29 protein-coding genes, 1 tRNA gene and 1 pseudogene are annotated in these 24,008 nt (G+C 70.3%); 11 read left to right on the top strand and 20 right to left on the bottom strand.

The window, feature by feature from the left end; all coding sequences use genetic code 11:
- The first annotated feature begins 14 nt into the window (after positions 1 to 14).
- Positions 15 to 497 (top strand): DUF2231 domain-containing protein, encoded by a 483-nt coding sequence (locus AB0C17_RS24505; RefSeq protein WP_357381329.1) that lies wholly within the window; start codon positions 15 to 17, stop codon positions 495 to 497.
- A 10-nt stretch (positions 498 to 507) separates the two neighbouring features.
- Here the strand turns inward: AB0C17_RS24505 and AB0C17_RS24500 are convergent, their stop codons facing one another.
- Positions 508 to 1,065, bottom strand: a complete 558-nt coding sequence (locus tag AB0C17_RS24500) for a hypothetical protein (RefSeq protein ID WP_357381331.1) — start codon at positions 1,063 to 1,065, stop codon at positions 508 to 510.
- 197 nt (positions 1,066 to 1,262) lie between these two features.
- On the opposite strand from AB0C17_RS24500, the gene AB0C17_RS24495 reads away from it, so the two are divergent.
- Positions 1,263 to 1,439, top strand: coding sequence for a hypothetical protein (locus AB0C17_RS24495; protein ID WP_192580693.1), 177 nt, complete (start codon positions 1,263 to 1,265; stop codon positions 1,437 to 1,439).
- A 34-nt stretch (positions 1,440 to 1,473) separates the two neighbouring features.
- Here AB0C17_RS24495 and AB0C17_RS24490 read toward each other — a convergent pair whose 3' ends face one another.
- On the bottom strand, positions 1,474 to 1,950 hold the full coding sequence (locus AB0C17_RS24490) for a flagellar biosynthesis protein FlgA (protein ID WP_357381334.1): 477 nt from the start codon (positions 1,948 to 1,950) through the stop codon (positions 1,474 to 1,476).
- A gap of 227 nt (positions 1,951 to 2,177) precedes the next feature.
- Between AB0C17_RS24490 and AB0C17_RS24485 the strand changes: the two genes are divergently transcribed.
- Positions 2,178 to 2,435, top strand: coding sequence for a hypothetical protein (locus AB0C17_RS24485; protein WP_357381815.1), 258 nt, complete (start codon positions 2,178 to 2,180; stop codon positions 2,433 to 2,435).
- Positions 2,436 to 2,449: 14 nt separating this feature from the next.
- On the opposite strand, the pseudogene AB0C17_RS24480 reads toward AB0C17_RS24485, so the two are convergent.
- Both AB0C17_RS24480 and AB0C17_RS24475 read right to left on the bottom strand, forming a co-directional pair.
- Positions 2,450 to 2,590 (bottom strand): annotated as a pseudogene (locus tag AB0C17_RS24480) (FmdB family zinc ribbon protein); the annotation flags it as partial.
- Positions 2,591 to 2,656: 66 nt separating this feature from the next.
- Positions 2,657 to 3,259: a 5-formyltetrahydrofolate cyclo-ligase gene (locus tag AB0C17_RS24475; protein WP_357471872.1), complete on the bottom strand. Its 603-nt coding sequence runs from the start codon at positions 3,257 to 3,259 to the stop codon at positions 2,657 to 2,659.
- Positions 3,260 to 3,383: 124 nt separating this feature from the next.
- Here AB0C17_RS24475 and AB0C17_RS24470 point away from each other — a divergent pair, with 124 nt between their 5' ends.
- From AB0C17_RS24470 to AB0C17_RS24445, 6 genes are all read left to right on the top strand, one after another.
- Entirely contained in the window at positions 3,384 to 5,573 is a 2,190-nt protein-coding gene (locus AB0C17_RS24470) for a diguanylate cyclase (RefSeq protein ID WP_357381338.1), read from the top strand.
- A gap of 9 nt (positions 5,574 to 5,582) precedes the next feature.
- A complete protein-coding gene (locus AB0C17_RS24465; RefSeq protein WP_357480638.1) occupies positions 5,583 to 6,572 on the top strand; it encodes a UTP--glucose-1-phosphate uridylyltransferase in 990 nt (329 codons plus the stop codon).
- Positions 6,569 to 7,882 (top strand): gephyrin-like molybdotransferase Glp, encoded by a 1,314-nt coding sequence (gene glp, locus AB0C17_RS24460; RefSeq protein WP_357381342.1) that lies wholly within the window; start codon positions 6,569 to 6,571, stop codon positions 7,880 to 7,882. Before AB0C17_RS24465 ends, glp begins: the two co-directional genes overlap by 4 nt.
- Positions 7,879 to 8,526: a GNAT family protein gene (locus AB0C17_RS24455; RefSeq protein ID WP_357381344.1), complete on the top strand. Its 648-nt coding sequence runs from the start codon at positions 7,879 to 7,881 to the stop codon at positions 8,524 to 8,526. The genes glp and AB0C17_RS24455 overlap by 4 nt, the downstream gene beginning before the upstream one ends.
- A gap of 169 nt (positions 8,527 to 8,695) precedes the next feature.
- The gene (locus AB0C17_RS24450) at positions 8,696 to 9,478 is read left to right on the top strand and encodes a hypothetical protein (RefSeq protein ID WP_357381347.1); all 783 of its coding nucleotides are present in this window, start codon (positions 8,696 to 8,698) and stop codon (positions 9,476 to 9,478) included.
- 181 nt (positions 9,479 to 9,659) lie between these two features.
- A tRNA-Ala gene (locus AB0C17_RS24445) sits at positions 9,660 to 9,736 on the top strand.
- Between the two features lie 62 nt (positions 9,737 to 9,798).
- Here the strand turns inward: AB0C17_RS24445 and AB0C17_RS24440 are convergent.
- The 12 genes from AB0C17_RS24440 to AB0C17_RS24385 form a co-directional block, all read right to left on the bottom strand.
- Positions 9,799 to 11,055, bottom strand: a complete 1,257-nt coding sequence (locus tag AB0C17_RS24440) for a site-specific integrase (protein WP_357480635.1) — start codon at positions 11,053 to 11,055, stop codon at positions 9,799 to 9,801.
- A 1-nt stretch (position 11,056) separates the two neighbouring features.
- Positions 11,057 to 11,251: a helix-turn-helix domain-containing protein gene (locus tag AB0C17_RS24435; protein ID WP_269702405.1), complete on the bottom strand. Its 195-nt coding sequence runs from the start codon at positions 11,249 to 11,251 to the stop codon at positions 11,057 to 11,059.
- Complete coding sequence (locus AB0C17_RS24430) at positions 11,248 to 11,454, bottom strand: hypothetical protein (RefSeq protein WP_357480631.1); 207 nt, start codon at positions 11,452 to 11,454, stop codon at positions 11,248 to 11,250. Before AB0C17_RS24430 ends, AB0C17_RS24435 begins: the two co-directional genes overlap by 4 nt.
- Before the next feature lie 89 nt (positions 11,455 to 11,543).
- Complete coding sequence (locus AB0C17_RS24425) at positions 11,544 to 13,130, bottom strand: replication initiator (RefSeq protein WP_357480628.1); 1,587 nt, start codon at positions 13,128 to 13,130, stop codon at positions 11,544 to 11,546.
- Positions 13,127 to 14,029, bottom strand: coding sequence for a hypothetical protein (locus AB0C17_RS24420; RefSeq protein WP_357480625.1), 903 nt, complete (start codon positions 14,027 to 14,029; stop codon positions 13,127 to 13,129). The genes AB0C17_RS24425 and AB0C17_RS24420 overlap by 4 nt, the downstream gene beginning before the upstream one ends.
- Positions 14,026 to 14,370 carry an RRQRL motif-containing zinc-binding protein gene (locus AB0C17_RS24415; protein ID WP_357480681.1) on the bottom strand — a complete coding sequence of 115 codons (345 nt, stop codon included), beginning with the start codon at positions 14,368 to 14,370 and terminating at the stop codon, positions 14,026 to 14,028. Before AB0C17_RS24415 ends, AB0C17_RS24420 begins: the two co-directional genes overlap by 4 nt.
- Before the next feature lie 776 nt (positions 14,371 to 15,146).
- A complete protein-coding gene (locus AB0C17_RS24410) occupies positions 15,147 to 15,569 on the bottom strand; it encodes a hypothetical protein (protein WP_357480622.1) in 423 nt (140 codons plus the stop codon).
- Positions 15,566 to 16,078 (bottom strand): hypothetical protein, encoded by a 513-nt coding sequence (locus tag AB0C17_RS24405; protein WP_357480619.1) that lies wholly within the window; start codon positions 16,076 to 16,078, stop codon positions 15,566 to 15,568. The genes AB0C17_RS24410 and AB0C17_RS24405 overlap by 4 nt, the downstream gene beginning before the upstream one ends.
- Before the next feature lie 86 nt (positions 16,079 to 16,164).
- The gene (locus AB0C17_RS24400; protein WP_357480615.1) at positions 16,165 to 16,356 is read right to left on the bottom strand and encodes a hypothetical protein; all 192 of its coding nucleotides are present in this window, start codon (positions 16,354 to 16,356) and stop codon (positions 16,165 to 16,167) included.
- On the bottom strand, positions 16,353 to 17,213 hold the full coding sequence (locus tag AB0C17_RS24395) for an FtsK/SpoIIIE domain-containing protein (RefSeq protein ID WP_114918888.1): 861 nt from the start codon (positions 17,211 to 17,213) through the stop codon (positions 16,353 to 16,355). The genes AB0C17_RS24400 and AB0C17_RS24395 overlap by 4 nt, the downstream gene beginning before the upstream one ends.
- A 108-nt stretch (positions 17,214 to 17,321) precedes the next feature.
- Positions 17,322 to 18,254 (bottom strand): hypothetical protein, encoded by a 933-nt coding sequence (locus AB0C17_RS24390; protein ID WP_357480611.1) that lies wholly within the window; start codon positions 18,252 to 18,254, stop codon positions 17,322 to 17,324.
- Positions 18,255 to 18,371: 117 nt separating this feature from the next.
- Positions 18,372 to 18,701, bottom strand: a complete 330-nt coding sequence (locus AB0C17_RS24385; protein WP_355343309.1) for a hypothetical protein — start codon at positions 18,699 to 18,701, stop codon at positions 18,372 to 18,374.
- Between the two features lie 195 nt (positions 18,702 to 18,896).
- Here AB0C17_RS24385 and AB0C17_RS24380 point away from each other — a divergent pair, with 195 nt between their 5' ends.
- Positions 18,897 to 19,646, top strand: coding sequence for a helix-turn-helix transcriptional regulator (locus AB0C17_RS24380; protein ID WP_210942613.1), 750 nt, complete (start codon positions 18,897 to 18,899; stop codon positions 19,644 to 19,646).
- Positions 19,647 to 19,672: 26 nt separating this feature from the next.
- Positions 19,673 to 20,143, top strand: a complete 471-nt coding sequence (locus AB0C17_RS24375) for an NUDIX domain-containing protein (protein ID WP_357480607.1) — start codon at positions 19,673 to 19,675, stop codon at positions 20,141 to 20,143.
- On the opposite strand, the gene AB0C17_RS24370 is transcribed toward AB0C17_RS24375, so the two are convergent.
- From AB0C17_RS24370 to AB0C17_RS24355, 4 genes are all read right to left on the bottom strand, one after another.
- Positions 20,140 to 20,607: an HD domain-containing protein gene (locus tag AB0C17_RS24370; RefSeq protein WP_357480604.1), complete on the bottom strand. Its 468-nt coding sequence runs from the start codon at positions 20,605 to 20,607 to the stop codon at positions 20,140 to 20,142. The two genes, AB0C17_RS24375 and AB0C17_RS24370, sit on opposite strands and share 4 nt — an antisense overlap.
- Before the next feature lie 412 nt (positions 20,608 to 21,019).
- Positions 21,020 to 21,721, bottom strand: a complete 702-nt coding sequence (locus tag AB0C17_RS24365) for a hypothetical protein (protein WP_357480601.1) — start codon at positions 21,719 to 21,721, stop codon at positions 21,020 to 21,022.
- Positions 21,722 to 22,222: 501 nt separating this feature from the next.
- On the bottom strand, positions 22,223 to 22,360 hold the full coding sequence (locus tag AB0C17_RS24360; protein ID WP_357480598.1) for a hypothetical protein: 138 nt from the start codon (positions 22,358 to 22,360) through the stop codon (positions 22,223 to 22,225).
- Between the two features lie 651 nt (positions 22,361 to 23,011).
- Entirely contained in the window at positions 23,012 to 23,734 is a 723-nt protein-coding gene (locus tag AB0C17_RS24355) for a hypothetical protein (RefSeq protein WP_357480595.1), read from the bottom strand.
- Positions 23,735 to 24,008 lie beyond the last annotated feature (274 nt).

Raw genomic sequence — 24,008 nt, 5'->3', positions numbered from 1 at the left:
CCGGAGGTGTCGCGGTGTTCAGGGAAATCAACGGTCTACCGCTCCACGTACTCGTCATCCACGCGGCGGTGGTGCTGGTGCCGCTGCTGGCACTGCTCGCCGTCGGGTACGGCGTGCTGCCCCGCTGGCGGCCCCGCCTCGGCTGGGCGGTCGCCGCGCTCGCCGTGGTCACCCCGATCGTGGCCTGGGTGGCGACCGAGTCCGGCGAGGCACTGGAGGAGGCCCTGCGCGCGAAGGGCTACCCGCCGGACCGGCTCCAGCAGATCCACGAGCACGCCGAGTACGGCGACACGCTGTTCTGGTTCGCGCTCGGGCTCGGCGTCGCGGCGCTGCTGCTCGTGCTGTCGACGAGCCGTTTCGTCGCGGACCGGAAGCTGCCCCGCTGGCTGCCGGTGGCGCTCACCGTCGTGGTGGCGGTGCTCGCGGTCTTCGCGATCGTGTACGTCTACCTGACCGGGGACAGTGGCGCCAAGATGGTCTGGGACGGCGTCGTCTGACCGCCGCGGGTCAGAACAGCACCCGCGAGCAGAGCAGGCAGGTGAGCAGCACCAGCACCACCGCGACGGCCGCCCCGATGCCGTAGGTGAGCCGCTGCGCCCGCTGCTCCGCCTGGTCCATCGCGGCCATGTCCTGCGGCGGCAGCCGGCGGGGCGGTGACGGCTGCACGTGTACCGGTGGCCGCCAGCCGGGCGGCGGAGGCGTACTCGGCGGCGGTCCCGCGTATCCCGAGGGCGGCTTGCCGCCGGGCGACCCCGGCCACGCTCCGCCGGCCACCGTCCAACCGCCTGCCGCCTCCGCTCGTGCCCATGGGCTCTCGGTGGCCGCCTCGCGTGACCACGGGCTGGCGCTGCCGGCCGCCTCCGGCTCGGGCGGCCCGAAGGCCCCGGCCGGCTCGGTGGTGCGGTCCGGGTCGCCGGCGCCGGAGGGGCGGGCTTCGGGGCCGGCCGAGTGGGCGTCCGGGCCGCTGCCGGGAACCGCCCGGGAGGCGTCCTCCCCGGCCGGTGCCGGTTGCTCCGGGCGTCGCCAGGTCTCGTCGTCGGGGCTGCCACCGCTCGGCGTCGTCACGCCGTCCGACGCTACCAACGCCCCGGCGGGTCGGCCGCCCGACGCGTCGATCACCGGCACCCTCGGTCGCGCCCGACGTTCCGAAGCCGTCCGGGGGCCACGGGTGGGCGCGGGCGTCACCGCCGGGCTCGGCCGTCCGGCCCGCCACGTTCCCGGGGATCGGGCCGGCGGCCGATTCGGCGGTATCGTTGCTGCTCGTGACCGACCCCGCCATCCGGGCACCGCGCGATGACGACGACCGCGTGGTCGACCTCAGCGACGACTTCGTGGTGCTGCCCGAACAGACGAGCGACGACACCGACCGCGGTTGGGGTGAGCGCCCCGGCGGCAACGACGACTGGCTGCTCGCCGAGCGCCCCCCGCACTGGGGCTGACCGCGTCGTGCCGGGCTGATCGCCGGGGCTCGGGTCAGCCGCGTACCACCACTGCGAAGCGGCTGCCCTCCGGCAACCCGACCGCCCGCCGCGCCTGTGCCGGCGGCAGCGCCAGGTAGAGCGCCGACGAGCCGTCGACCGCCCCGGCGGCGCCCACCACGTCGAGCACCAACGCGCGCGGGGCCAGCAGCGCCGGGTCGGGCGCACCGCCCGCCGGCACGACGAGCAGGTCGACCCGGGCACCCGGGCGCAGCACCGCGAGTGCGGCCGGCTCGGCCAGCCGGATCGGCACGCCCACCGTGCCGGCCGGCAGGGCGCGGATGCCGCCGGAGGGCGGCGCCGACGCCGGGGCGGCCGGTGGGATTCGGGGCGGTGGGCAGGACTGCGGCGTCTGGAGCACCGCCGCCGCCAACCCGAGCAGCACCGCGACGAGCGTCACCCGCAGCAGGGTCCGGCGCCGGGGCAGCCCGCGCCAGCGGACCGGACGCAACGTCGCCTCGCCACCAGTCACCGCTGCCTCCCGCCGCCGGCCGACCATCCGATCCGCAGGCTAGGACCGGATCAGGTCGCTCGCCGTCCCACGGCCCGTCGCTGTGGATAACCCGCCGGCCTGTGGAAAACCGTTCCCCGTGCGGGCCTGCCGTCACCAGGGACGGTGGCCGCTGCCGGACGGGCTGATGCGGCAACCTCGCCGAGCGGGCGAGCGTCTGCCGCGAACGGGAGACGGCCACACGGAACGTGGCCGCCCCCGAGAAGGGGACGGCCACGTGCCGGTACGAAGCAGGTCAGGAGGAGCTGGACGCCGCCGGCGCCTTGCCGGCCGTCGAGCCCGACCCGGAGCCGGACGACGAAGAAGACCCGGACGACGAGGACGACGAACCGGACGACGAGGACGAGGAGTCCGACGACGAGGAGGACGACTCGGTCTTGGCCGGCTTGCCCGACGAGGTCGAGGAGGCGTTGTCGGAACCGGACGAACGGGAGTCCGTGCGGTAGAAGCCGGAGCCCTTGAACACGATGCCCACCGAGTTGAAGAGCTTTCGCAGCCGCCCCTCACACGCCGGGCACTCGGTCAGCGGGTCGTCCGAGAAGGACTGCACCGCCTCGAGCTGGTGGCCGCACGCGGTGCAGGCGTACTGGTACGTGGGCACGTTCTCCTCCGGATCTTGGCACGGCCGGTTTGGCACTCGTGGTCTTCGAGTGCCAATGGTGCGTCATCACCCCCGGGTTCGTCCAGCGGAAGCGCCCGGGCCCACACCCGGTACCGCCACCAACCCGTCCGCCGGGGTGATCACGCAGTGCACCGGGCGGTCGTGCGGCAGGGCGGGCACCGCCTCGACCAGCTCGCCGTCGTGCAGCAGCGCCACTGTCGGCACGGTGGCGGGCACCCGGGCCAGCGCGCGGTCGTACGAGCCGCCGCCCCTGCCCAGCCGGATGCCCCGGCGGTCCACCGCGACGGCGGGCACCACCACCAGGCCGGCTCCGGCCACGGCGGAACGTCCCCGGGGTGGCGCGGTCGGCTCGCGCAGGCCCCGACCGGCGGCGCGCAGTGACTCCGGGCCGGTGTACGGGGCCCAGTCCAGGTCCAGGTCGTCGCGGAGCACCGGCAGCAGCAACTCGGCCTCGGGCGGCAGCGCGGCGCGCAGCACGTCCGGCAGGTCGTCCCCGCCGGGCTCGGAGGAGACCGGCACGTACGCGCTCATCCTGGCCGGCCGCAGCCGGCGTACCAGTGTCACCAGCTCGGCCTGGACGGCCGCCGCCGCCACCGCGCGCTGGACCGCGGACATCGACCGGCGGGCGGCGAGTAGCGCGACGCGCATCTCCCGCTTCGCATCGTGCGCTTCATCCGAAAATTCCGGCACGCAACACTCCTGACGCAACGCTTGCCTAATGGTCGCTCTGTGTCAGCATCGCACCAAGAGGGCGGACCTTCCGGGGGGAAGATTGACGCTACGCGGGCGGTTGACGGCGGCTTTCCTCGCGGTGGTCCTCGGCCCCGTCCTGCTCGGCGCGTTCTTCGTCGGGGCCACGCTCAGCGCCGTCGACCGCAGCCGCGCCACCGAGCGGCTGGGCCTGGCGGCGGCCGGTGTGCGTACCTCGGTCGACGCGCTCTGCCAGCAACTACGCGCGGCGGCAGACGCGGTCGCCCTGGTCAGCGACCCCGCTCTCCGGCCCCGATCGGCCGACCAGGTGGTCGCGCGGGGCCTGGCCGCCGCCGTGCTGATCGCCGACGCCGCCGGCCGCACCACCTACGCCACACCGGGCGGGACGGCCGGGCGCTGGCAGGACTGCGCCGGCCCGCCGGCCACCCCCGTCGCCGCGCTGTCCGCCCAGGTCCGGCTCCGCGACCAGGCCGGCACCGACCTGGGCGCGGTCGCCGCCGCCCAGCCCGTCGACCGGGCGTTCGTGGCGCGGCTCGCCGCGGTGACCGGCGTCGGGGTCACCCTCCTCGACGACCCCGGCGGCATCACCCAGACGACCGAGGACCAGGGGGTACGCGCAGCGGTGCTGGCCGCCGCCGGAAAGGCCGACGGGAATCGGGTGACCGGGACCGGCGACGGCCGGTACGTGCGCCGGGTCGGGCCGTCTCCCGGTCAGCCGCTGCCACTGGTGCTGTCGGTGCCCGGCGAGCGCACGGCCGGTCTGTACGGGGCGCTGATCGCGGCCGGCGCGCTCGCCGCCCTGCTCGCCGTGCTCGCCGCCTGGCGGCTGGCCCGGGTCACCACCCGGCCGCTCGGCGAGCTGGCCGGTGCGGTCGACCGGGTGGCGCGCGGCGACCTGAGCGCCCGGGTGCCGGTGCGCAGCCGCGACGAGATCGGGCGGCTGGCCAGCGCGTTCAACCGGATGACCCGGGAGACCGGCAGCTACGTGGCGGCGTTGACAAGCAGCCGCGACCAGCTCCGCAACCACCTCGCGGTGCTCGGCGACACGCTCGCCAGCACGCACGACCTGCAACGCATCCTGCGGGTGATCCTGGACAGCGCGATCGGCGCCACCGGCGCCCGGGCCGGTGCGGTGCTGCTGGTCGACGGCGACGGCGTACTCGTCGGCCGGTGCGTGGAGGGACTGACCGGGCGCTGGCCCACTGCCGACCCGGCCGACCCGGCGACGCTACGGGTGCCGGTCGGCGCCGGGGTGCTCGGCGCGGTGGCCGCCACCGGCGAACCGCTGCGCGGACGGTGGACGCCACCTGACACACCGACCGGGGAGCCGTCCTGCGAGACGTACGTGGCCGTGCCATTCGCCACCCCCGGCGCCACCGAGCCGCGCGGCCCGGACCGGCCCGGCCACCCGCCCGCCGACGGCGACCCGCCCGGCTCGCCCTGCGCGGCGCTCGGCGTGCTGGTGCTCTACGACCGGCTCGGCGGGCACGAGTTCCACGACGACGACGTGGTGACGCTGCGGACGTTCGCCGGGCACGCGGCGGTCGCCGTGGAGAACGTCCGGGTGCACGAGGAGGCGCAGCGGCTCTCCCTCACCGACCCGCTGACCGGGCTGTGGAACTACCGCTACCTGCGCGAGTCGATCCGCCGCGAGGTGGAACGGGCGAACCGCTTCGGCCGGATGCTCAGCGTGCTCGCGCTCGACCTGGACCGGTTCAAGAACGTCAACGACACCTGGGGGCACGCCGCCGGGGACGCCGTGCTGGTCGAGTTCGCCCGCCGCGTACGCGGCGTGATCCGCGAGGTGGACCTGGCGTTCCGGCAGGGCGGCGAGGAGTTCGTGGTGCTGCTGCCGGAGACCGACGCCCGGGGCGCGGCGATCGTCGCCGAGCGGCTCGGCGCGGTGGTACGCGACCAGCCGGTGGCGGTCGAGGGCAGTGGCGACGAGCCGGTGCGGGTGCCGGTGACCGTCTCCATCGGCATCGCCGTCTACCCGGACCACGCCGCCGACGGCCAGCAGGTGCTCGACGCCGCCGACGACGCGTTGTACGCGGCGAAGGCCGCCGGACGCGACGGCTACCGGCTCGCCCCGGCGCCCGATCCGGTGCCCACCCAGGAGATCCCGGTGGTGGCCGCCGGCCTCAGCCCGCCGGACGGGCTGCCCCGGGCCGGCTCGGCGGACCCGGCGGGCACCGTCAAGGGCGGCGCGTCTTCCGGTCCTCACCCGCCGCGGCAGAGCCGTGGCCGATAGTCTCGCGGCATGTCGGAGCACTCAGCGAACCCCTCAGCGGCCCCCGGTCGCTCCCGTGCGGTCAAGGCCGTGATCCCGGCCGCCGGCCTGGCCACCCGGTTCCTGCCGGCCACCAAGGCGGTTCCCAAGGAACTGCTGCCGGTCGTCGACCGGCCGGTGTTGCAGTACATCGTCGAGGAGGCCGCCCAGGCCGGCATCGACGACATCCTGCTGATCACCGGTCGCGGCAAGACCTCGATGGTGGACCACTTCGACCGCCGGCCCGACCTGGAGGAACGGCTCGCCAAGAAGCCCGAGCTGCTGGCCGAGGTCAAGCGCACCGAGGAGCTGGCCGCGATCTACACCGTCCGCCAGCCGGAACAGCTCGGTCTCGGCCACGCCGTCGGGTACGCCGAGTCGCACGTCGGCAACGCGCCCTTCGCGGTGCTGCTCGGCGACGAGTTCGTCAAGCCCTCCGAGCCGCTGCTGCCGGCCATGCTGGAACTCCAGGCCCGCACCGGCGGTGTGGTGCTCGCGTTCTTCGAGGTCGACCCGGCCGAGACCAGCCGCTACGGCATCGCGTCGGTCGAGCCCGCCGAGTCGGAATACTCCGACATCGCCGAGGTCGTCAAGGTCACCGGCATGGTGGAGAAGCCCAGCCCGGAGGAGGCCCCCAGCAATCTGGCGGTCCTCGGCCGGTACGTGCTCCCCGGGAAGATCTTCGACGCGATCCGGCGTACCGACCCGGGCAGCGGCGGCGAGATCCAGCTCACCGACGCGATGGAACTGCTGCGTACCGAGGGGGTGCCGGTGCACGCCATCGTCTACCGGGGCACCCGCTACGACACCGGCATGCCGCTGGGCTACCTCCAGACCGTGGTGCAGATCGCCGCCGAGCGGGACGACCTGGGCGCCGAGTTCCGCAAGTGGCTCGTCGAGTTCGTCAACAACGGCGACGAGACGGTCACCGCCGCCGTCCTCAACGGCATCCGCGACGCGTCCGGCGGTGCCGATACATGACCGCGACGGCCGACGCCGAGGCGGCCGCGAACGAGTTGACGCCGCTCGCCGACTACCTGGGCAGTGTGCTGCGCAGGTTACGCGCGCTGCCTCCACTCGACCTCGACCTGACCCAGGCGTACGGCAACGTGCTCGCCGAGGACGTGGTCGCCCCGCACTCGTACCCCGCCTTCGACCAGGCGGCGGTGGACGGATACGCCGCGCGCTGGGAGGACATCTCCGGTGGGAGTCGGGGGCCGGGCTACGTCCCGGCCCCCTCCGGTATGCCCGGCGGCCGCAGCATCCGCCTCAACGTGGTGGGCGACCTGGGCGCGGCGAGCTGGCGGCCGGTGCGGCTCACCCCCGGCTCGTGCTTCTCGGTGGCGGCGGGCGCGCCGCTGCCGATCGGCGCGGACGTGGTCGTCCCGGTGGAGTGGACCGACCAGGGCATGGCCGCCGTGGAGATCTTCCGCGCCCCCAAGCGGGGGTACGGCCTGCGCCGCGCCGGGGAGGAACTGGTCGCCGGCACGCTGCTCGCCCGCGCCGGGGCGTACGTGTCCCCGGCTCTGGTCGCGGTGTTCGCCGCCACCGGCATCGGGCACGTCGTGGTGCGGCCCAGCCCGCGCGTGGTGATCGTGGCCACCGGCGACGAACTGGTGGACGTGGGCCGGGGCAGCCAGCCCGGTCAGGTGGTGGACACCAACTCGCACGCGCTGACCGCCGCGGCGGCGGAGGCGGGCGCGCTCGCGTACCGGGTGGGGATCTGCGACGACGACCCGGAGGCGCTGCGTGGCCTGCTGGAGGACCAGACACTGCGGGCCGACCTGATCATCACCACCGGCGGCACCGGCACCGGCCCCGGTGACATGGTGCGCCGCATCCTGTCCCGCCGCGACGGCGGCCGGGCCGGGCCGGTCGCCTTCACAGAGGTGGCCCTCTATCCCGGAACGGCCCTCGGGTTCGGTACGGTCGGCGCCGAGGAGGTGCCGGTGGTGTGTCTTCCCGGTGAGCCCGGTGCGGCGCTGATCGGCTTCGAGGTGCTGGCCCGCCCGGCCATCCAGCTGCTGGCCGGGGCCGAGCCGGTGTTCCGGCCGAGCGTCCGCGCGCACCTGCTGGAGACGGTCTCGTCCCCGGTGGGGCTGCGCGAGTTCCGGCCCGCGCACGTGGCCGAGCGGCGCGGCGGCGGGTACACCGTGCAGCCGCTCGCCGGTGGTCCGTACACGCTCTCCGGCCTGTCCGACGCGAACGGCCTGCTGGTGCTCGGCGAGCGGGTCACCACCGCCGCCGCCGGATCCACCGTGGATGTGTTGTTGTTGGACCGACGCCGGTGAGCGTGCGGTTCCGGCGGGCGCCGGGGTGGCCGGCGGTGCTGGTGGACGGTCCGGTGGTGCTGCGGCCGTATCGGCGTTCGGACGCCGCCGCCTGGTCGGAGATCCGGCGCGCGAACCGGGACTGGTTGGCCCCGTGGGAGTCCCATGTGCCCGGTGGCTGGTACGAGACGAACTCACCCGCCGCGTTTCGCCTGGTGCACGCCGACCAGCGCAGGTCCGCGCGTACCGGTGAGGGCATGCCGTTCGCCGTCTGCCTGCGTGAGGACGGCCGGGAGCGGCTGGTCGGTCACGTGAACGTGGGCAGCATCGTGCGGCGGGCGTTCTGCTCCGGCTACGTGGGCTACTGGGTGGACTCCCGGGTGGCCGGTCGCGGTGTGATCCCGACCGCTGTGGCGCTCGCCGTCGACCACGCGTTCGGGCCGGGCGGCCTGCACCGGATCGAGGTGAACATCCGGCCGGAGAACATGCCGTCCCGGCGGGTGGTGGAGAAGCTCGGCTTCCGCGAGGAGGCCTATCACGTGCGCTACATGCACATCGACGGTGCATGGCGCGACCACATCGGATACGCGATGACCGGTGAGGAAGTGGCTGCCGAGGGCGGCTTGCTGGCGCGGTGGCACCGCGTACGTGACAACCGCCGCTGAGGCGTACGCCCGGCGCGGCGCACTGTGAACCGGGTCGGCGGCCCGTAACCTCAAGTAACTGCAAGCTGTGGCAAGCGCTGCCAGCCCGCACGAAGTGCGCCGTAAACGAGGGTCTACGGAACAAGTTGCGGCAGTGTGGCGCTCGTCGCTAACATTGGTGACGGGAGGGGTGAGGGTGCCCACGTCGGTGCTCCTCGCCGTCCTCGCCGCCGCCGGTCTGCTCGCCCTCGCTCCGGCGCTGGTCCGCCGGTACGACGCCACCGAGCGGCAGGTGGCGGAGCGGGCGCAGTCGACGGCGCGGGTGCTCCAGCGCCAGCGTCGACGGCGCACCGTGCCCGGGCGTCGACCGCTGCACCCGCCGCGCTCCCTGGTAGTGACCCTTAGTGAAGACTCCGACACGGGAAGTCTTGCCCGCCCGGTTTCCGCGCCACCGCTGCGCCGCCGTTCCGGGCGGCTCCGGCCCGTCTCCGCCATCCCGGCCCAGTCCCGCCGACGGAACCCACCCCGGCGGCGGCACACCCCGGCGATCTACCGGCGGCGCCGGGTGCTCGCCGCGCTGCTGCTGCTCAACCTGGTGGAACTGGGCGGCGTGGTGCTCGTCGGACCCGGGTTCTGGATCAGCGTCTCGGTCACCGGCACACTGCTCGTCGCGTACGTCGTACACCTGCGGCAGCGCGCCCTGGCCGAGCGCCGGCGGCGGCGCGCGGACGCCCGCGAGGCGGCCTGGCTGGCCGCCCGCCAGGCCGAGGTGCGCCGCGAACAGGCCCGGCGCGCGGCGGCCCGGCGAGAGGCGCAGCGCCGGCTGGCCGCCCAGCGCGAGGCGGTCCGGCGTACGGCGATGGGGCTGGACCGCCCGGCGGACCTGCCGCCGGCGGCGAGCGGCGGCTCGGTGTCCTACCGGCGGGCAGGTGGCCTGCGCGGACGCCCCTACCAGTCCGGCCGAGGCGCCTGACCGCCTCGTTCGCGGCTTTGCTGGTGGCGATCTTGGAAGGTTTCGGCCCCTCCAGGGGCCTTTTCCTTCCAAGATCTACGGGGCGGCGGGGCGGTTCGCGTCGTGGGGGCGCGACCTGTTAGCCTTGTCGTCGGCCCGCCCGGTGAAAGCCGGGTGGGACCGACGCCGGTTCGCCGGCGGAGGGGCTGTGGCGCAGACCGGTAGCGCACCTCGTTCGCATCGAGGGGGTCAGGGGTTCAAATCCCCTCAGCTCCACCAGTAACACCGTTGACCAGGGGAAATGCCGCTAGCAAGATCAGCGGGCACAGATCCGGCACAACTCAGCGAGAATCCGGGGCCTTCGGGCCCCGATTTCGTTTGGCGCTCGCCTCGCGCAGCGCGCCGCTGATGATGTTGCGGCGGCGGTCCTTCTTCGGCCACCAGTGGACGTAGGTCTCCAGCGTGATCCGCAGGCTGGAATGCCGCAGCGCGTTCTGCACGTCGGTGGGGTCGGCACCCGAGGTGATGAGGCGGGTGGCGAAGTAGTGCCGCAGGGAGTGGAAGGTGCCCTCATCGGGCCAGCCAGCCGCTCTGCACCATCCCCGCCACATCGTGGACCAGCGTTGGTCGTGAATCGGCCGGCCCAGCTCGTCGGTGAACAGCAGTGGCACCAACCGGCGCTTGGGTTCCCTGCCCGGGTCGGGAGTGCCGGCGGTGATGTCCGGCAGCTCGACCAGGGCGGGCGGGTAGGTACGGACGTGCTGGGCGAAGACGTCCGCGACGTGGTCGTCCAGGTCCACATCACCGACCGAACCGGCCTTCGGCGGAGCGAGGTAGAAGCCACCGTAGGCGACCTTGTGGAACCGCAGTTGCTGCACCACGTGCAGTTCCTGCCGAGCCGGGTCGATGCACCGGGTGCTGTCCTCCAGGCCGAGGACTTCCCCGAGCCGCATCCCCTCACCCGCACCGGCCCAGATGGCCGCCTGATACTCGTCGGGCACCACGTCGACCAGGGCCAGGACGTCATCGTCGGTGGGCACCCACTTCGGCGAGCGGGAGAAGCCCCGCAGGATCGCGAACAGCCGGATGGACTTGCACGGGTTGTCGGGGATCACCTTGTCGGCCACCGCCGAGTTCATGATGTTGTTGAGCAGGTCGAAGTAGGTCTTCACCGACGATTGCGCGACGTTGTTGCGCAACAGCGTGGCCACCCACTCCAAGACGTCGGTGACGGTGATCGCCCGGATCGGCCGGTCCCCGAAGTGCGGGTAGTGGTGGTGACGCAGCCGAGATTCGGTGTGGCGCTGGTAGTCGAGGGCCTGCCCGATCTGACGCGACAGCCGCCACCGCTCCCCGTAGTCCTGGAAGGTCAGACGGCGCTCCCCCTGATCGATCCGGACTTCCTCGGCGAGCCCCGCGCGTGCCTTGGCATCCCAGGCTTCCGCGTCGACCTTCCGATCAAAGAGACGTTCCCGCGCCTCCCCGTTGCGGTCGACGTATCGACAGCGCCACCGCTTCCCGCGCCCGTAGCGCTTGGACTTCAGACGCTCGTTGTTCGGACCACGCTTGCTCAGGTACCACAGATCATCGATGGGCATGTCAGGCCGCCTGATCTTCCAGCCATGCCCGGACGTCGGCCGGGTTGTAGCGCAGGTGGCGGCCGACCTTGAAGGCGCGAGGGCCGGTGCGGCGGTGCCGCCATTGGTACAGCGTTCCGACGGGAACACGGAGGAACGCGGCCGTGTCTTGGATCGACCACAGTTCCGGCAGTGGGAGCGGGGTGGGTGCGGTCATTGTGGCTCCTTCCTGGTGATGGTGATATAGGCGCGGCTTTCGCCGCTGTAGTCGGCGGTGCGGGTGCTGGTGCGGCAGGTGACGCGTTCGCGCCCGCCGTGGTGGGCGACGAGCTGGGCCGCGATGGTGACGGCGTGGGTGGTGACGGTGGCGGTCGGGCCGATGAGCCGGACCGCGACCAGCGGGCGGGGACGTGTCGGCATGGGTGCTCCTTCCGGGACCGGGTGGCTGGGGTGTTGCTTGCGCTGTGGAGTTGTCAAGGAACGGGTTCACGGGCGTTGACACGTACGTGTCAAGCGGCCAGGGATCGGGCCGCGCGGGCGGCGGTGAGTTCGTCGGCCAGGGCGTCGAGTCCGGCTTGGTGTCGTGCGCGAGCTTGGGCGGCGGCGGTGTTGGCCAGCAGGGCATCGCCGGTGCTGATCCAGCCGGTCGCGTGGTAGCCGAGTTCGTAGATGACCTGCTCGGCTTGTTCGTCGTCCCAGGTGTGGGGGTGGCCTTCGGTACGCCGCCAGATGGTGCGCTGGTGGCGGATGAAGCCGAGGGTTGCGGAGAAAGCGCGGCTCTTGGTGGCGATGTGCCCGCCGTAGCCGAACTGGTGGGCGTAGCGGCGCAGCCGCGCGTAGGCCGGGTGCTCGCCCAGGTCCCAGCAGGCGCGGATGAGGCGGCCGAGGTGGGTTGCCGGGTCGCCGTGGACGTCCACGGTGAGGTCATCGACGCGGCGCAGGGCCAGACCGGTTACCTCGGTGCTCTTGGTGACGTACTTGGCGATGTAGCCGGTGATCTGGGCGAGGTTCACCGTGCCGCCGGGGGCGTTGACGTGCTTGACGTCCAGGCCCTTGTCACCCCAGGCGATGTGCCAGCCCTGGCCGCCGTTGGAGGGGTGGTCGGCGGAGGTGTAGGAGGTCTTGACGAACGCCGTCCGCGCCGCGTCCTCGAACATGTCGCGGGTGATGGCCGCTGGCGGCGGAACGATCGCCTCCGGGCAGTCGGGGTTGTAGCCGTCGAGGCGGATCAGCGCGTGGTAGTGCACGACGCCGCGTGCCTGGAACTCGTAGACCTTGATGTAGCGGCGGCGCAGCTCGACACCATGGGCGCGGCCGAGACGGCGCAACTCGCGGTCGACCTGTTGGATGGTGCGGCGCCACAACTCAGGCGCTTCGTGGTTCCACACCACCTGTCCGTCGTGGTCGTAGCAGTCCAGGCAGAACGGTTGCCCGAGGTGGCTGTCACCGGCCTTGTGCCGGGCGGTGCAGCGCAGCTCGACACCGTGAGGGCAGACGCGGCCGAATGGACGGCAGATGTCCGCGCGGCAGGTGCAGCCGTCCTTGCGGCGGCAGTCCGCGGCGTGGACTTTGACCGTTCGGTGGTGCACCGGTCCGAACGAGGGCGCGGTGGCGGTGAGGAAGATGGCGATGTGTTCGTGCAGCGGCGGCAGTCCCCACCGGTCGCCCTGTAGCCCGGCCTTGATGAGGTGGTAGGTGTCGCGGCGGTAGACCTCAGCGCAGGACGGGCAGACGGCGGCGCGGCGGTTGCCGCACGGGGTGTAGATCGCGCCGTCGGGCATGGTGTCGGTGTCGATGGTGACCATGCGGTTGCCGTCACGGTCGTTGACGTGGATCTGCCCCGCCAGCCGGATCGGGTGCTTGCACGCCGACGCGGCGCGGACGTGGCCGAGCCAGTCGGCGTAGTCCGGGTCCTGGGCGCGGGCGCGGCCGGAGGCGACGGTCCGGGGATCGTGGCCGCGTACCCAGCCGTCACCGGCGGGGCGGGTGGAGGTGGGTACAGCCCAGGGCCAGTGGCCGGTGTCTGCGTCGGCGGAGGCTCCCGTACCCGGGACCGTGGTGGTCCCGGGTGCGAGAGGCAGCGTCGAGGAGGTCACGCGGTGGCTCCCACGGCAGTGCCGTTGTGCTGGTGATCGTTGATGGTGGTCGGGTTGTTGAGGGCCGTCAGGAGGTCGGCGGCCGTGTGGGTCGGTACGCGCAGCCGGACGGCGAGCTGGCCCGGGTTGATCGGTTCGCCGTGGGCCTTTTCGTGCGCGGCGGCGACGAGCCGGGCGTTGGACAGCAGCGCGGGCGGCGGACCGGTGGTAACCGGTGCCGCAGGTGCCGGGATCGGGTCCGTGGCGGTGTCCGGGGTCGGCTCGACCGTCGTCGGGGTGTCGGTGTCCTCGCCAGAGGTGGGCGGGTTGACGGGTTCGATGGGACGCGGATCGGTGTCGGGAATCGGGTTGGTGGCCGGGGTCGCGGCGGCCGGGCGGACCAGCGGCGAGGCGGGGATGTCGGATGACGGGGCCTCGGCGGTGGTGGCCGGCGCAGGTGCCGGGACGAGATCGGTGGGCCGGGTGGTGCGGTTTCCGGTGGCGAGTAGTGCGGCGGTGGCCATGAGCATCAGGCCATCCACGGCGAGGGGACCGAACCAGACGACGAGGGTTTCCTCGTTGTAGTGGTCGAGCAGTCCGGACAGGTGCCGGTAGGACACGAACGCGGCGACCAGGGCCACGGGCGGCAGCCCGACCCAGCGCAGCACGTTCCAGCCCCAGCCGGTCGGCCAGGGCGTACGAGCAAGGATCTCGATGGCGATGAACAGGAACAGCGGCCACACGACCGCAGAGACCACCGCACCGGGTTCCGGCGACCAGTCGGCCGGAGCGTCTTTCGGGGCGATGAACGAGTGAGCGATGTTCGCGGCGACGGAGACAACTCCGCCAGAAAACGCGCCGATATAGGCGTAGACGCGGCCGTTCTTTTTCGCCTTGGTAGCGGTGGGCGGGTACGTCATGAGGTCACCTCTTGGCAGTCGAGGCAGGTGCCGGTACGGCGGGGGATGTAGTAGGGCTTGACCTGGCCGCAGTCGGGGCAGGTGCGCCGGGCGGCGAGCGCCTTGTCGATGGCCGCCAGTTGGGCGGCGGTGGCGGTGCGCTTGGGTTGCGCGAGGTCGAGGCGGTAGAGGTAGGCGACGCGCTTGCCGCGACGCCAGAGGATCTGCGCGGCGGGATCCTGGCCGCCGGGGCGAAGGTCGCGGGCGCGGAGCTGACGGCGGGTCAGCAGGTCGCCGGGAGCGAGTTTGAACGGGTAGGTCGGCAGGCCGTAGCGCTCGCCGGTCGGGTCGTAGAAGACCATCGGGTCGTCCTCCGAGTCGTCGGCCTCGTCCTGGTCCTGGTGGTCGTCGCCGGTCGTGGTGCCGGTGGCGAAGGTGGGGTGTTCGTAGGTGTCCCGGTCGATGTCCTCGGGCAGGAACGCTGCCGAGCAGACGGCGCACACGATCGGCCCTTCTTCGAAGGCCGTGGTGGAGATGCGCAGCTTGCGGGGGCACTCGCATTCACACGAGACGCCGTTGTTGTTGTTCGTGCGCTGCTTGCCTTCCCCGGTGGGTTCGGGGTGGCGGTAGAAGCGCAGCGCGTCGGCGAGCGTGTTGAGTGCAGCCCGGTAGCGGGCTCGGGTGAGGTCGGTCAGGGTGCAGGGGGAGTAACCGAGCTTGTCGTCCTTGGTGGTGGACATGCCGAGTTCGGCGGCGAGGGTGGCGAAGTGCTTGTTGTGCCAGCGGCCCTGGCGGGAGGTGTCCTGGATGCCCCGGGCGTCGGCCAGGGCGTGGGTGGCCTCGTGCAGGAGAGTGGTGAACACGGCTTCCGGTTCGCGGGACAGGCCCTCACCGGAGATGAGGATTTCGGGGAGCTGGTTGTCGCCGTGCTGCCAGCGCAGAGCGGCGAAGTGACCCCACTTCATGCCCTGGTTGGGCTTTGTAGGAGAACCCGAGCCCACGACGATGACTGCTGCGGGCACCTCGGGGTGACGATCGCGGATGTCGGCCCATGCGTATTCAAGAGCGCTGATGATGTTGGCGGTGGAGATGCCGTCTTGACACGTACGTGTCAGGTCGGTGATGTGGGCGGCGGTGCTCATGCGGCCCTCCGGATGGTGTGCTTGCGGTTGGCGATGGCGGCGGCGCACAGCGCCTGCGTGACGTGGGCCGGGGTGCGGCCGGGGGTGGTCTCCCAGGCGAAGACCGGGGCGTGCTGGCCGTCGTGGCCGACGGCGATGAGGTAGGTGTTGAACCACTCGACGGCGGCGCTGTAGGTGTGCTGTTCGGCGTCGGTGATGCCGGTGAGGTACCAGCGGGGACGGCCGAACACGGCCGCCCGGATCGCGCCGAGGATCGACGCCGGGTAGAGGCCGGTGCGGTGACAGGCGCACTTCGCGGTGCACCCGTCATGGGCGTCGTAGAGACCGGTCGGCGTCCAGCCGTGCTGGCCCAGGTAGAGGGCGGCGCGGTCGAGGATGGCGTGGACGTTGCCGGTCGGCAGCGCGGTGACAGTGCTCATCGGGCGGCCCGCCAGGCGAGGAAGCCGTCACGGGTCGGGTGCTTCTCAGCCCAGACGCAGGCATCCGCGTAGGTTTCGAGGTCGTCCTCGGTGGCGTGGTCCCAGTCGTAGTTGTCAGCGGCGGCGCGCAGCGTGGTGATGACCTGCTCGGCGGTCTGGTCGTCGCGGTCGTTCCACTCGATCGCGTCCGTCGGAGCGGTGTTCCAGTCGTCGCCGTAGGCGATGATGCCGAGGTCGGTCAGGTAGTCGGTGAGGTAATCGACGGCGCGGCGGCAGTCGCGGGCACCGGCCCCGTGGGTGGCGGGGATGGTGATGAGGCGGCCGTGGGCGGCCATGCCGATCGCGCCGACGGCGCAGGCGGGCGGGAAGGTGCCGCCCTGGTTGCTGTAGTAGGTGCCCTTGATCCAGCCGTGGATTTCCAGGTAGCGGGCGGCGCAGCGCAGGATGTCGGCCGGGGTCAGGTCGGCCAGCGCGCCGGGGGTGGTGGTCGGTTTTTGGGTAGGGTTCATGGCGGCCACGTCCTTTCGTGGGCGGTGGTTGGGCCGACAGATCGGGCAGCTTTCCTAGGGCAGGTCCCGGTCTGTCGGCCGTTCCTCTATCGGTGGTGCAGGTGGAGCCGGAGGAACACCCGCTGCCGGTCGTCATGAGGGCCAGCGGCGGTGGGTGCGGAGCGGAAGACGAGTACGCCCGCGTTGCGGGTGATGGCGGTCAGCGCGGCGACGTCCTCACCGGTGCCGACGAGCACCAGGTCCACCACGCGGGTCGGGACAGCGGTCCGGCCGTTCACGCCGCCGCTCCGATCTCGGAGCTGTCGTGGCGGCGGGTCCAGGCGGCGTAGTCGGCCACGCGGATGATGTCGGTGTCGCTCATGTAGGCGGCCTTGACGCGGTTCGGGATGCCGCCTTCGGCGATGAGGAAGCCCTCGCCCTGGTTGTTCGGGTCGATGGTGTTGGACGAGAAGCCCCGGGCGTACCAGCCGTGGCCGAGGATGATGTCCGAGGACACGTCGTTGGTGCAGCGGCCGGCGAACCGCCACGCGAACAGGTCCCGCAGCGACGGCGGGATGATGTCCGAGGACGGTCGCTGCGTCGCGGCGGCGACGATGATCCCGACGGCACGGCCACGGGCCACGATGTCGCGCAGCAGCGCGGCGAACAGTTCCTGGGTCTTCTTGTCCCCGGCGGTGGCGGAGAAGTAGGCGATCTCGTCGCAGGCGACGAGGATCTGACCGAACACGTCGTTGCGGCCGATCTTGCGGCGGCGGCGCGACATCAGGAACGAGTAGCGGTTGTCCATCACCGTCTGCACCCGGCGCAGGGTGCGGATGGCGTGCTCGATGTCCGGGCCGACGAACACGTCGGCGGCGTCCTGCCACAGACCGAGTTCGACCTGCTTGCCGTCGAGCAGGCACAGCCGCACGTCCGGGCAGAGGGCGGCGTGGCCGACGATGGTGTTCAACAGCGAGGACTTGCCCGCGCCGGGCTCACCGCCGATGAGGATGTTCCGGTAGATCATCGGCAGGTAGACGGCCTGGCCGAACTCGTCGATGCCGAGGAACACCGGGTCGAAGATGGACAGGCCCGCGCCGACCGGCACCGTGTCGGCCGACGTGGCGGGTAGTTCGATGGTGTCGGTGAGGTCCATGACGGGCTCCCGGTGGGTCGGTTGACACGTACGTGTCAAAGGCGGGTGAGGGTGGGAAGGGCGCGGACGCTTGACCCGGTGGGTACTGGTCCGCGCCGTCCCGGTCGGTTAGGCGTAGTCGGAGGGGTCGAACCCGTTGGTTGGGCTCGCCTCGGTGGTGGGGTTGCGCGGTTTGCGCGGCCGAGGAGTCTCGGCGGTGAGGGTGGCCGGGGTGTCCGGCACGTCGGGCAGGTCCAGGCCGACCGGCGGCATGCCCGGGGAGGTGGGGGCGTTGGCGGGCATGTCCGTAGGGACGTGGTCCGGCAGCGGGGACACGATGGTTGCCGCGAGGGGTTCGCGGCGGGTGATGTCCAGGCGGATCAGCGCGGCGTAGCGGCGGGAGGCGCGCATGACGCGGACCTCGTTGGCCCAGCACGCGACGGCGAGCTTCTGCACCTGGCCGTCCTGCTCCAAGTCCCGCAGGGACAGACCGGGGCGCAGCCACACCCACACCCGCTCACCGGCCGGGGTCGGCTTGGCGGGCAGGATCAGCGGCAGCGAACCGTGCCGGTTGGTGGCGATGAACGCGGCGAAACACAGCCGCAGCCGGTGCCGCACCACCAGGCACCACACGAGCGCCATGACACGGCGGCGAACCGGGCCGACAGCGGCCGGCACGCCGACGACCAAGGCGACGACGAGCAGCGAGCCCCACAGCGGGGTCGACTGCATCAGCGCGGTCCAGCCGTAGACGGCGGCCAGGCCGAACGCGATTTCCGGCAGCCAGTGCCAGAAGACGCGCAGGACCGGCCACGCCACGATCAGCGCGAACGTCACCGCGCCGAGCACAGCGCCGATGACACCGCCGAGCAGGGCGCCCACGATCGGGTGCAGGTAGTGCGAGGCGACGGTGGCGGCCAGGAGGCCGACGACGCCGAGAACGACCCAGAAGGCGATGGTGGCCCGGCGACGGTAGGACCGGGCGATCGGAGCTTCGATGACGGTGACGTTGCCCCCACGGTTCGACCAGCCGAACGGGGACCGCGACGTAGACTTGGACACGACAAGTCCTCCCAACACGGGACCGGAGTTGTTGACAGGACGCGGGCTCGCAGACGACGCCAATCACCAGCGAGCCCGTGTCCACCACTTCTGTTGGAGCAGATGACACGCCCGCCGCTAGGCGGCGGTGTCCAGCGGCGTCAGGCCCGAGGCCCGGAACGCCACACCCGAACGGACCTTGCCGTCGCGGTCGTTGACCCAGGGCAGCGCCTCCAGGTCCACCGGCTGCACCGGCTGACGGACCGTCACCGGCGGCATCACCGGGTTCACGACCGTCACGTTGATGACCTCCGCGCTGCCCTCCGACAGGGCGTAGAGGTGCACGGTCCACATCGGGTTCTTGGTCTCCCGGTCGAACTTCTGCTGGCCGTTCTGGTCCAGCTTCGGCACCGGGTTGACCGACACCTCGTACGACACCCGGGAGGTGTCCAGCAGCAGACGTCCCATGACTGACTCCTTCATCTCGTGAGCTGAGCCCGTATCGCCGGGCCGGATGCGTCCTCCCTGGACGGCAGCTCTTCTGGAATCAGGGTGCTTCGATCGGTAGTGACGAGTTCACCACGAGATATGGACGACTAGGGACGTCCTTGCTACGGTAAGTCGTCCCCGAAGTCGTCCCGTTGCTCAGGAGCAGGAGCGTCCATGCCGAACGACCGTCTACGCAGCAGGATGCTGACGAAAGGGCTGACGCCTGGGGTACTCGCGGAGAGACTTGGTGTCGACCCGAAGACCGTCGAGCGTTGGATCACCCAGGACCGGAACCCATACCCGCGCTATCGCCACACGATCGCTGAGTTGCTGGACGAGAGCGAGTCCTACCTCTGGCCGGACGCTCTGCCGGCGCAACGAGCGGCGCAGGTCAGCCAGTCCGAGGTGGTCCACATCTACCCTCGCCGCGGAGCCGTCCCGACTGACCTCTGGCAGCAGCTCTTGGAGAAGGCCACCCGACAGATCGGCGTCCTGGTCTACGGCGGCCTGTTCCTGCCCGAGTTCAACCACCGATGGGTGCCGACGCTTCGCGAGAAGGCGCTCGCAGGCGCCCAGGTGGAGTTGCTATTCGGCGATCCCGACGGCAAGCACATCGCCGAGCGAGGGAACGACGAGGGCATCGGCGCTGCCATGTCGAGCAAGATTCTGAACGCGCTTGCCTTCTACAAAGAGCTACGAGACCTGGACACCGTCGGGATCTACTACCACGACACGATCCTCTACAACTCCATCTACCGCTTCGATGACGAGATGCTGGTTAACACTCACCTCTACGGCACACCCGCCGCCTACGCCCCGGTGTTGCATCTCCGGCGCATCGGCGGAGCGGAGCTGTTCGACAACTACGTCGCCAGCTTCAAGCAGGTACTCGGGAAGAAGCGGGCCGTCTGGCCTGAGCACTGAGTCGCCGCCGATGGGAGGCTAGGACCATGGCCCGGACCGAGCACTTCAACGACCCGAACGCCCCGAAGCCGAACAGCATCGTGGTTGCAGTCACCGTCTTCGTGCAGGATGAGCTGGGCCGGGTACTCCTCATCCAGCGGACCGACAACGGACTTTGGGCGCTGCCCGGCGGCGGCCAGGACTTCGGGGAGTACATCGCCGAGACGGCTGTCCGTGAGACGCGCGAGGAGGCCGGCGTAGAGGTAGCGGTGACCGGCATGGTCGGGATCTACACCAACCCGAATCATGTGGTCGAGTACAGCGATGGCGAGGTGCGGCAGCAGTTCTCGATCTGCTTTCGTGGCCGCTACGTCAGTGGTGAGCCAACCCCGAGCGACGAGTCCTCCGAGGTGCGGTGGGTCGCACGCGACGAGCTGGCTGACCTCTCGATCCACCCGTCAATGCGGCTACGGATTGCCCACGGCTACGAAAACCGGCAGCAGCCGTACATCGGCTAGGCCGTCAGCCGTTCTTCCGTTCGACGGACAGCTTCAAGCAGCGGCGCTTCCGCTTTCATCCAGAAGCGCGTCACCAGATCATCCGGGCCGTATCGCTCGCGGATCTCCGCCAACCGTTCATCCACGGTGAGGTCCTGGCCGTCAGGCCCGGTAGTCATGTCGGCGAACCAGAGAGCATCGGACGTCGGCGACTGTTCGAGGGGAAACTCCGCCATGAGGGCAGGCTTCAACCCCCGTTCCTCAGCTTCGTACGAGGCGCACGAGTGATGGGCGACCAGGCTTGCCAGACGTGGTTGGAAACCCTGCCGGAGCAACCATCGAGCACCATCCAGCGCATGAAAGCCGGTGTCAACGATGTCAGGGGCGTAGCCGATGTCATGCAGCCATCCCGCAGCAGCGAGCAGTTCTGCGTCATCCCCGACGAGTCGGCCAAGGCTCTCAGCCTTCGCTCCGACGGCCTGCACGTGCTTCCACCGACGAGGAAGAGCCGCAGACAGGCATTCCTCAGAGAGTTGAACGGCTCGGTCAGCTAGACGGTTCACCGTGCCAGGCTACGGCTCTGGCGCTCACAGTTGTAGAGGCTGACCAGGCCCTCATGCCAGTCGAGGGGCGGGCATCGCTTGCCCGAGAGCGGATGACCAGCAGGTGAAGAGGGGCATGGAGATGGCGGTATGCCAGGTTTCATTGCCGGGACCGATCAGGGCTGTGAGGGTGTCATTTTTGATCGACCAGTGCACGGGCGTGCCAGCGCCGTCTTCGCCGACCTGCATTGACCGTCACGCGGTCCTGCGGGCTGCGGACTTGCCGACGGTGAAGGCCAGGATCTGCGGCCGCAGTAGTTCGGAGCTGAGCCGCAGGCGCTATGGCCGGGCTGAGTCAGTGCGAGTCCTCATCAAGCCCCCACTTCTTGTCAACCTTTGTTTGAAGGTGTTTGACCAGTCGGCGACGCCTTACCACAATATGGCGGCGGATCCATCGACCGGGATGGCGTAGCCAGAATGGGGCACCGTAGGCCTCGGCAGCGAGCTGGATAAGTGAGCTATCTTGAGGCACAATCCGGCCCCGGGTGGGCTGCTCATTTCCCCTGCGGTGCCAAGGAATGCCAGCGGCATCTTTGAACATGATTTCGAGTACGAAGGGTCGTGGTTTACGTTCCTTCCAGGAACCCCACGGCTTGGAATCATCAAATCGCCAGTTGCCCCGGACCCGCGAATTTGCGATGACGATATCCGTCGACCGGTGCAGGAAGTTCTGGCCAGCAAATAACTCGTAATCGATTTCGTCGGCTAGCTGAGGTGAGACAATCAGATTTGAAATCGGTGCCGTGCTCTCGTTTTGGACAAACCAGGTGACACCAGTCCACCCGCTCTCTTCGTTCCCCACGTAGTGCTCTACGCCGACAACTACCAGTTGGGCCTGGCCAGAGTCGGTACTTTCTTTCTCTTCTCTCCGGATGCGTATTTCGTGACGGAGCAGGAGGCCAGTAAAGAGGACGGCCACCGTCGACATAACTAGGCCGGCGATGCTTCCCCAGGCCTGCATCCAATCAGTGATCTTCGGGGCGTCGGTCGCGAGCACTGAGTCAGGGTAGGCCGCTTGGGCCACCCGGTGCTGACGTCAGAGTGGACCGCCGAGGCGAGTAGGCGTGTGAGGAGTTTCTGTACGGGATCAAGGCGGCCCGCTTCGCAGGCCGCGCGCGCCGCCGAACCTGGGCCGGGCCTGTCGGCCCGCCGCGTTGCCTCTGGCCTTCGGCCGCTGGCACGCGGTTGCCAGCCCGCCGGCGGCGCGACATACGAAGAAGCCCCGGGCCGCCATGGTCGATGGCAGGTCCGGGGCTTTGGGGAAGACAAGACACAGACAGTGCCTCCGGCGGGGCGCTCGGGCACTCTGGGATGGTGACGCCACCCCGACAACCTCCGTCCGGGCGAAGCCGATCAGGTGGGGCCTGCCCGGTCAAGGTCGTTCAGACGTAGGGTGCTCCACCTTGACCGGGCAGGCCCCACCTGATCCACGGTGTGCGGACGAAGGCCGACGGGATGGCTAGAGGCGCGCGGGCGGATGGGCAGCAGCTCCCTTGACCTACGCGGTGGTCACCTTCTTCGCCAGGAAGGTCCGGCACTCACCGGTGCTCTCGAACAGCACCGTCGAGAGGTAGTGATTTCCGTCCCTGGTCTGCCTGGTCTCGATCTCGGTGCCGATCTCGTCAATGCCCTCCACTCGGACACGACGCGGGGGCGGAGTTCCGCCGTGAACCTCTGTCTTCAATGCGATATCCATGCACTGAGTGTGACCGGCAGGTACGACAAACGGCCTGCGGCCTCGTGGGGTTGGTCGCCAGCAAGACAAGACGCCATGAAGCCGGTCCGTGCCCGACGCAGCGGTCAACATCAGGCAGCAGAGGGCGGCCGGAGAGGTTGGCTAGGAGGCCCGTTCTTCTACGACCAGCCGACACTAGACCTCCTGATCCCGATCAACCCGATTCCCAAGCTGATGCTCGGCAGCTTCCAAACCGTCCGTGGAGGCATCGGCCTACATTCGCTCGACGTAGGGCACACTTGCGTGGACGGCCCGGCCGGGGAGCCCGCCCTCGCGCGGCTGGAGCTAGCCGGGCGGCAGCTCGGTGATGCGACGGGGCACCGTCGCGGCGACAGGTGTCTTGGAACCCGACGGGCCGTCCCTAGAGCTGCCTCGGCCTGAGTGACTAAATGAGTGACGACGGGTGCGAGCAAGGCCGGACGTCCCTGGACGCTGGCGGACCGTTCGTGCAGTAGAGCCCTAAGACTCGCGCAGCTCATTGACGGCCGGTCGTTCCTTCACACCGAAGAGGCACTAGTTCGGATAAAGTAGTACCGCCGCAAAGATCAAGCACTAGTGCGAGAAACCGTCATGACCTGTTCTAGATGATGTGTGGTCGCCCTGGGCTGGAGGTTGCTCGGTCATGGGCGCGAGCTGCTCGAGACGATGGGCAATTTTATCTTGGTCCTGCGGCGCTTGCGTCAAGGGGGTGTTGATGAGTGGAAGCCCCCCCATAGGGGGGTCTCCTTCGGGTTGAGGAGTGGAGCGCGTAACAAGACGGGTCGCGCTTTCGGTCACCAGGCCGGAGACCGCCCCCGTAATCGCCGCCTTTATTATTTCCTTGGCCACGGACTCGCCTACTGCGAGTGCAGCCAAAGGTGCTCCGGTGGTGGCTGCTAAGACGCCGACGCCGATTGCCAACGCGATTCCTGCAATGGCACCGCGCTGAAGATCCTGGGGCCGATTCGTATGCGATGGCGAGGACACCACGATCGCTTTTTCGAATGCCTTTCTGGTCCTGGGCCGCTCACGCGTTAAGGCTGCGGTCAGAATGTCCGTCGCGCCGCTCGCTGCTATCTGCGCTAGCTGTTCTGCCGTCACCTTCGTACTTAGGATGGCGGAAACATGGGTTGCTGATCTTGTCAGCACCTCCCAGCCAAGTCCGTCCGCGTAGTCGAGCGCGCTCTCGTCGTCGTGCGCTGCCGTTGACAGCTTCCCTAGCGCGGCGAGTGCCATATCGATGTCGTACAGCCGCTGTACCAGTGAGCTGAACCCTTGATCGACCATGACATCCATTGTGACTGATGGAACCGCTTTACGTAACTTGGCTTCACCGTCCAGCCTCCGACTCCCGGTGAGATTGCGTCCGGAGGCAAAGATCTCGCCGTAGCCAGGCCGTCGAAGGGGAACCGGCAGCGACTGTCGTTGACCAGCCACGGCGGTTCTAGCCGTGCTCTTGCCCCGTTTGCTCGGCTTGAGCCACCCCCGCTTTCATGGAGCTTCTTGACCATGGTCTGATGGCCGTGGGGGAGGAAGTCGTCCGTGGCAGCACCGAAGAAGTACCCCGACG

This window comes from Micromonospora sp. NPDC048887, from assembly GCF_040649715.1.
In the GTDB taxonomy this organism is placed as follows: Bacteria; Actinomycetota; Actinomycetes; order Mycobacteriales; family Micromonosporaceae; genus Micromonospora.
The sequence above is the reverse complement of the archived record's forward strand: the minus strand, read 5'-3'. Positions and strand labels throughout refer to the sequence as shown.

What these genes read in the sequence shown, in the direction of transcription:
- AB0C17_RS24475 (WP_357471872.1), bottom strand. Translation starts at nt 3,259, where the DNA reads ATGCGCGTCGCGCTACTCGCCGCCCGCCGGTCGATGTCCGCGGTCCAG.
- AB0C17_RS24465 (WP_357480638.1), top strand. Translation starts at nt 5,583, where the DNA reads ATGTCGGAGCACTCAGCGAACCCCTCAGCGGCCCCCGGTCGCTCCCGT.
- glp (WP_357381342.1), top strand. Translation starts at nt 6,569, where the DNA reads ATGACCGCGACGGCCGACGCCGAGGCGGCCGCGAACGAGTTGACGCCG.
- AB0C17_RS24440 (WP_357480635.1), bottom strand. Translation starts at nt 11,055, where the DNA reads ATGCCCATCGATGATCTGTGGTACCTGAGCAAGCGTGGTCCGAACAAC.
- AB0C17_RS24435 (WP_269702405.1), bottom strand. Translation starts at nt 11,251, where the DNA reads ATGACCGCACCCACCCCGCTCCCACTGCCGGAACTGTGGTCGATCCAA.
- AB0C17_RS24430 (WP_357480631.1), bottom strand. Translation starts at nt 11,454, where the DNA reads ATGCCGACACGTCCCCGCCCGCTGGTCGCGGTCCGGCTCATCGGCCCG.
- AB0C17_RS24420 (WP_357480625.1), bottom strand. Translation starts at nt 14,029, where the DNA reads ATGACGTACCCGCCCACCGCTACCAAGGCGAAAAAGAACGGCCGCGTC.
- AB0C17_RS24415 (WP_357480681.1), bottom strand. Translation starts at nt 14,370, where the DNA reads ATGGTCTTCTACGACCCGACCGGCGAGCGCTACGGCCTGCCGACCTAC.
- AB0C17_RS24410 (WP_357480622.1), bottom strand. Translation starts at nt 15,569, where the DNA reads ATGAGCACTGTCACCGCGCTGCCGACCGGCAACGTCCACGCCATCCTC.
- AB0C17_RS24405 (WP_357480619.1), bottom strand. Translation starts at nt 16,078, where the DNA reads ATGAACCCTACCCAAAAACCGACCACCACCCCCGGCGCGCTGGCCGAC.
- AB0C17_RS24395 (WP_114918888.1), bottom strand. Translation starts at nt 17,213, where the DNA reads ATGGACCTCACCGACACCATCGAACTACCCGCCACGTCGGCCGACACG.
- AB0C17_RS24385 (WP_355343309.1), bottom strand. Translation starts at nt 18,701, where the DNA reads ATGGGACGTCTGCTGCTGGACACCTCCCGGGTGTCGTACGAGGTGTCG.
- AB0C17_RS24380 (WP_210942613.1), top strand. Translation starts at nt 18,897, where the DNA reads ATGCCGAACGACCGTCTACGCAGCAGGATGCTGACGAAAGGGCTGACG.
- AB0C17_RS24375 (WP_357480607.1), top strand. Translation starts at nt 19,673, where the DNA reads ATGGCCCGGACCGAGCACTTCAACGACCCGAACGCCCCGAAGCCGAAC.
- AB0C17_RS24355 (WP_357480595.1), bottom strand. Translation starts at nt 23,734, where the DNA reads ATGGATGTCATGGTCGATCAAGGGTTCAGCTCACTGGTACAGCGGCTG.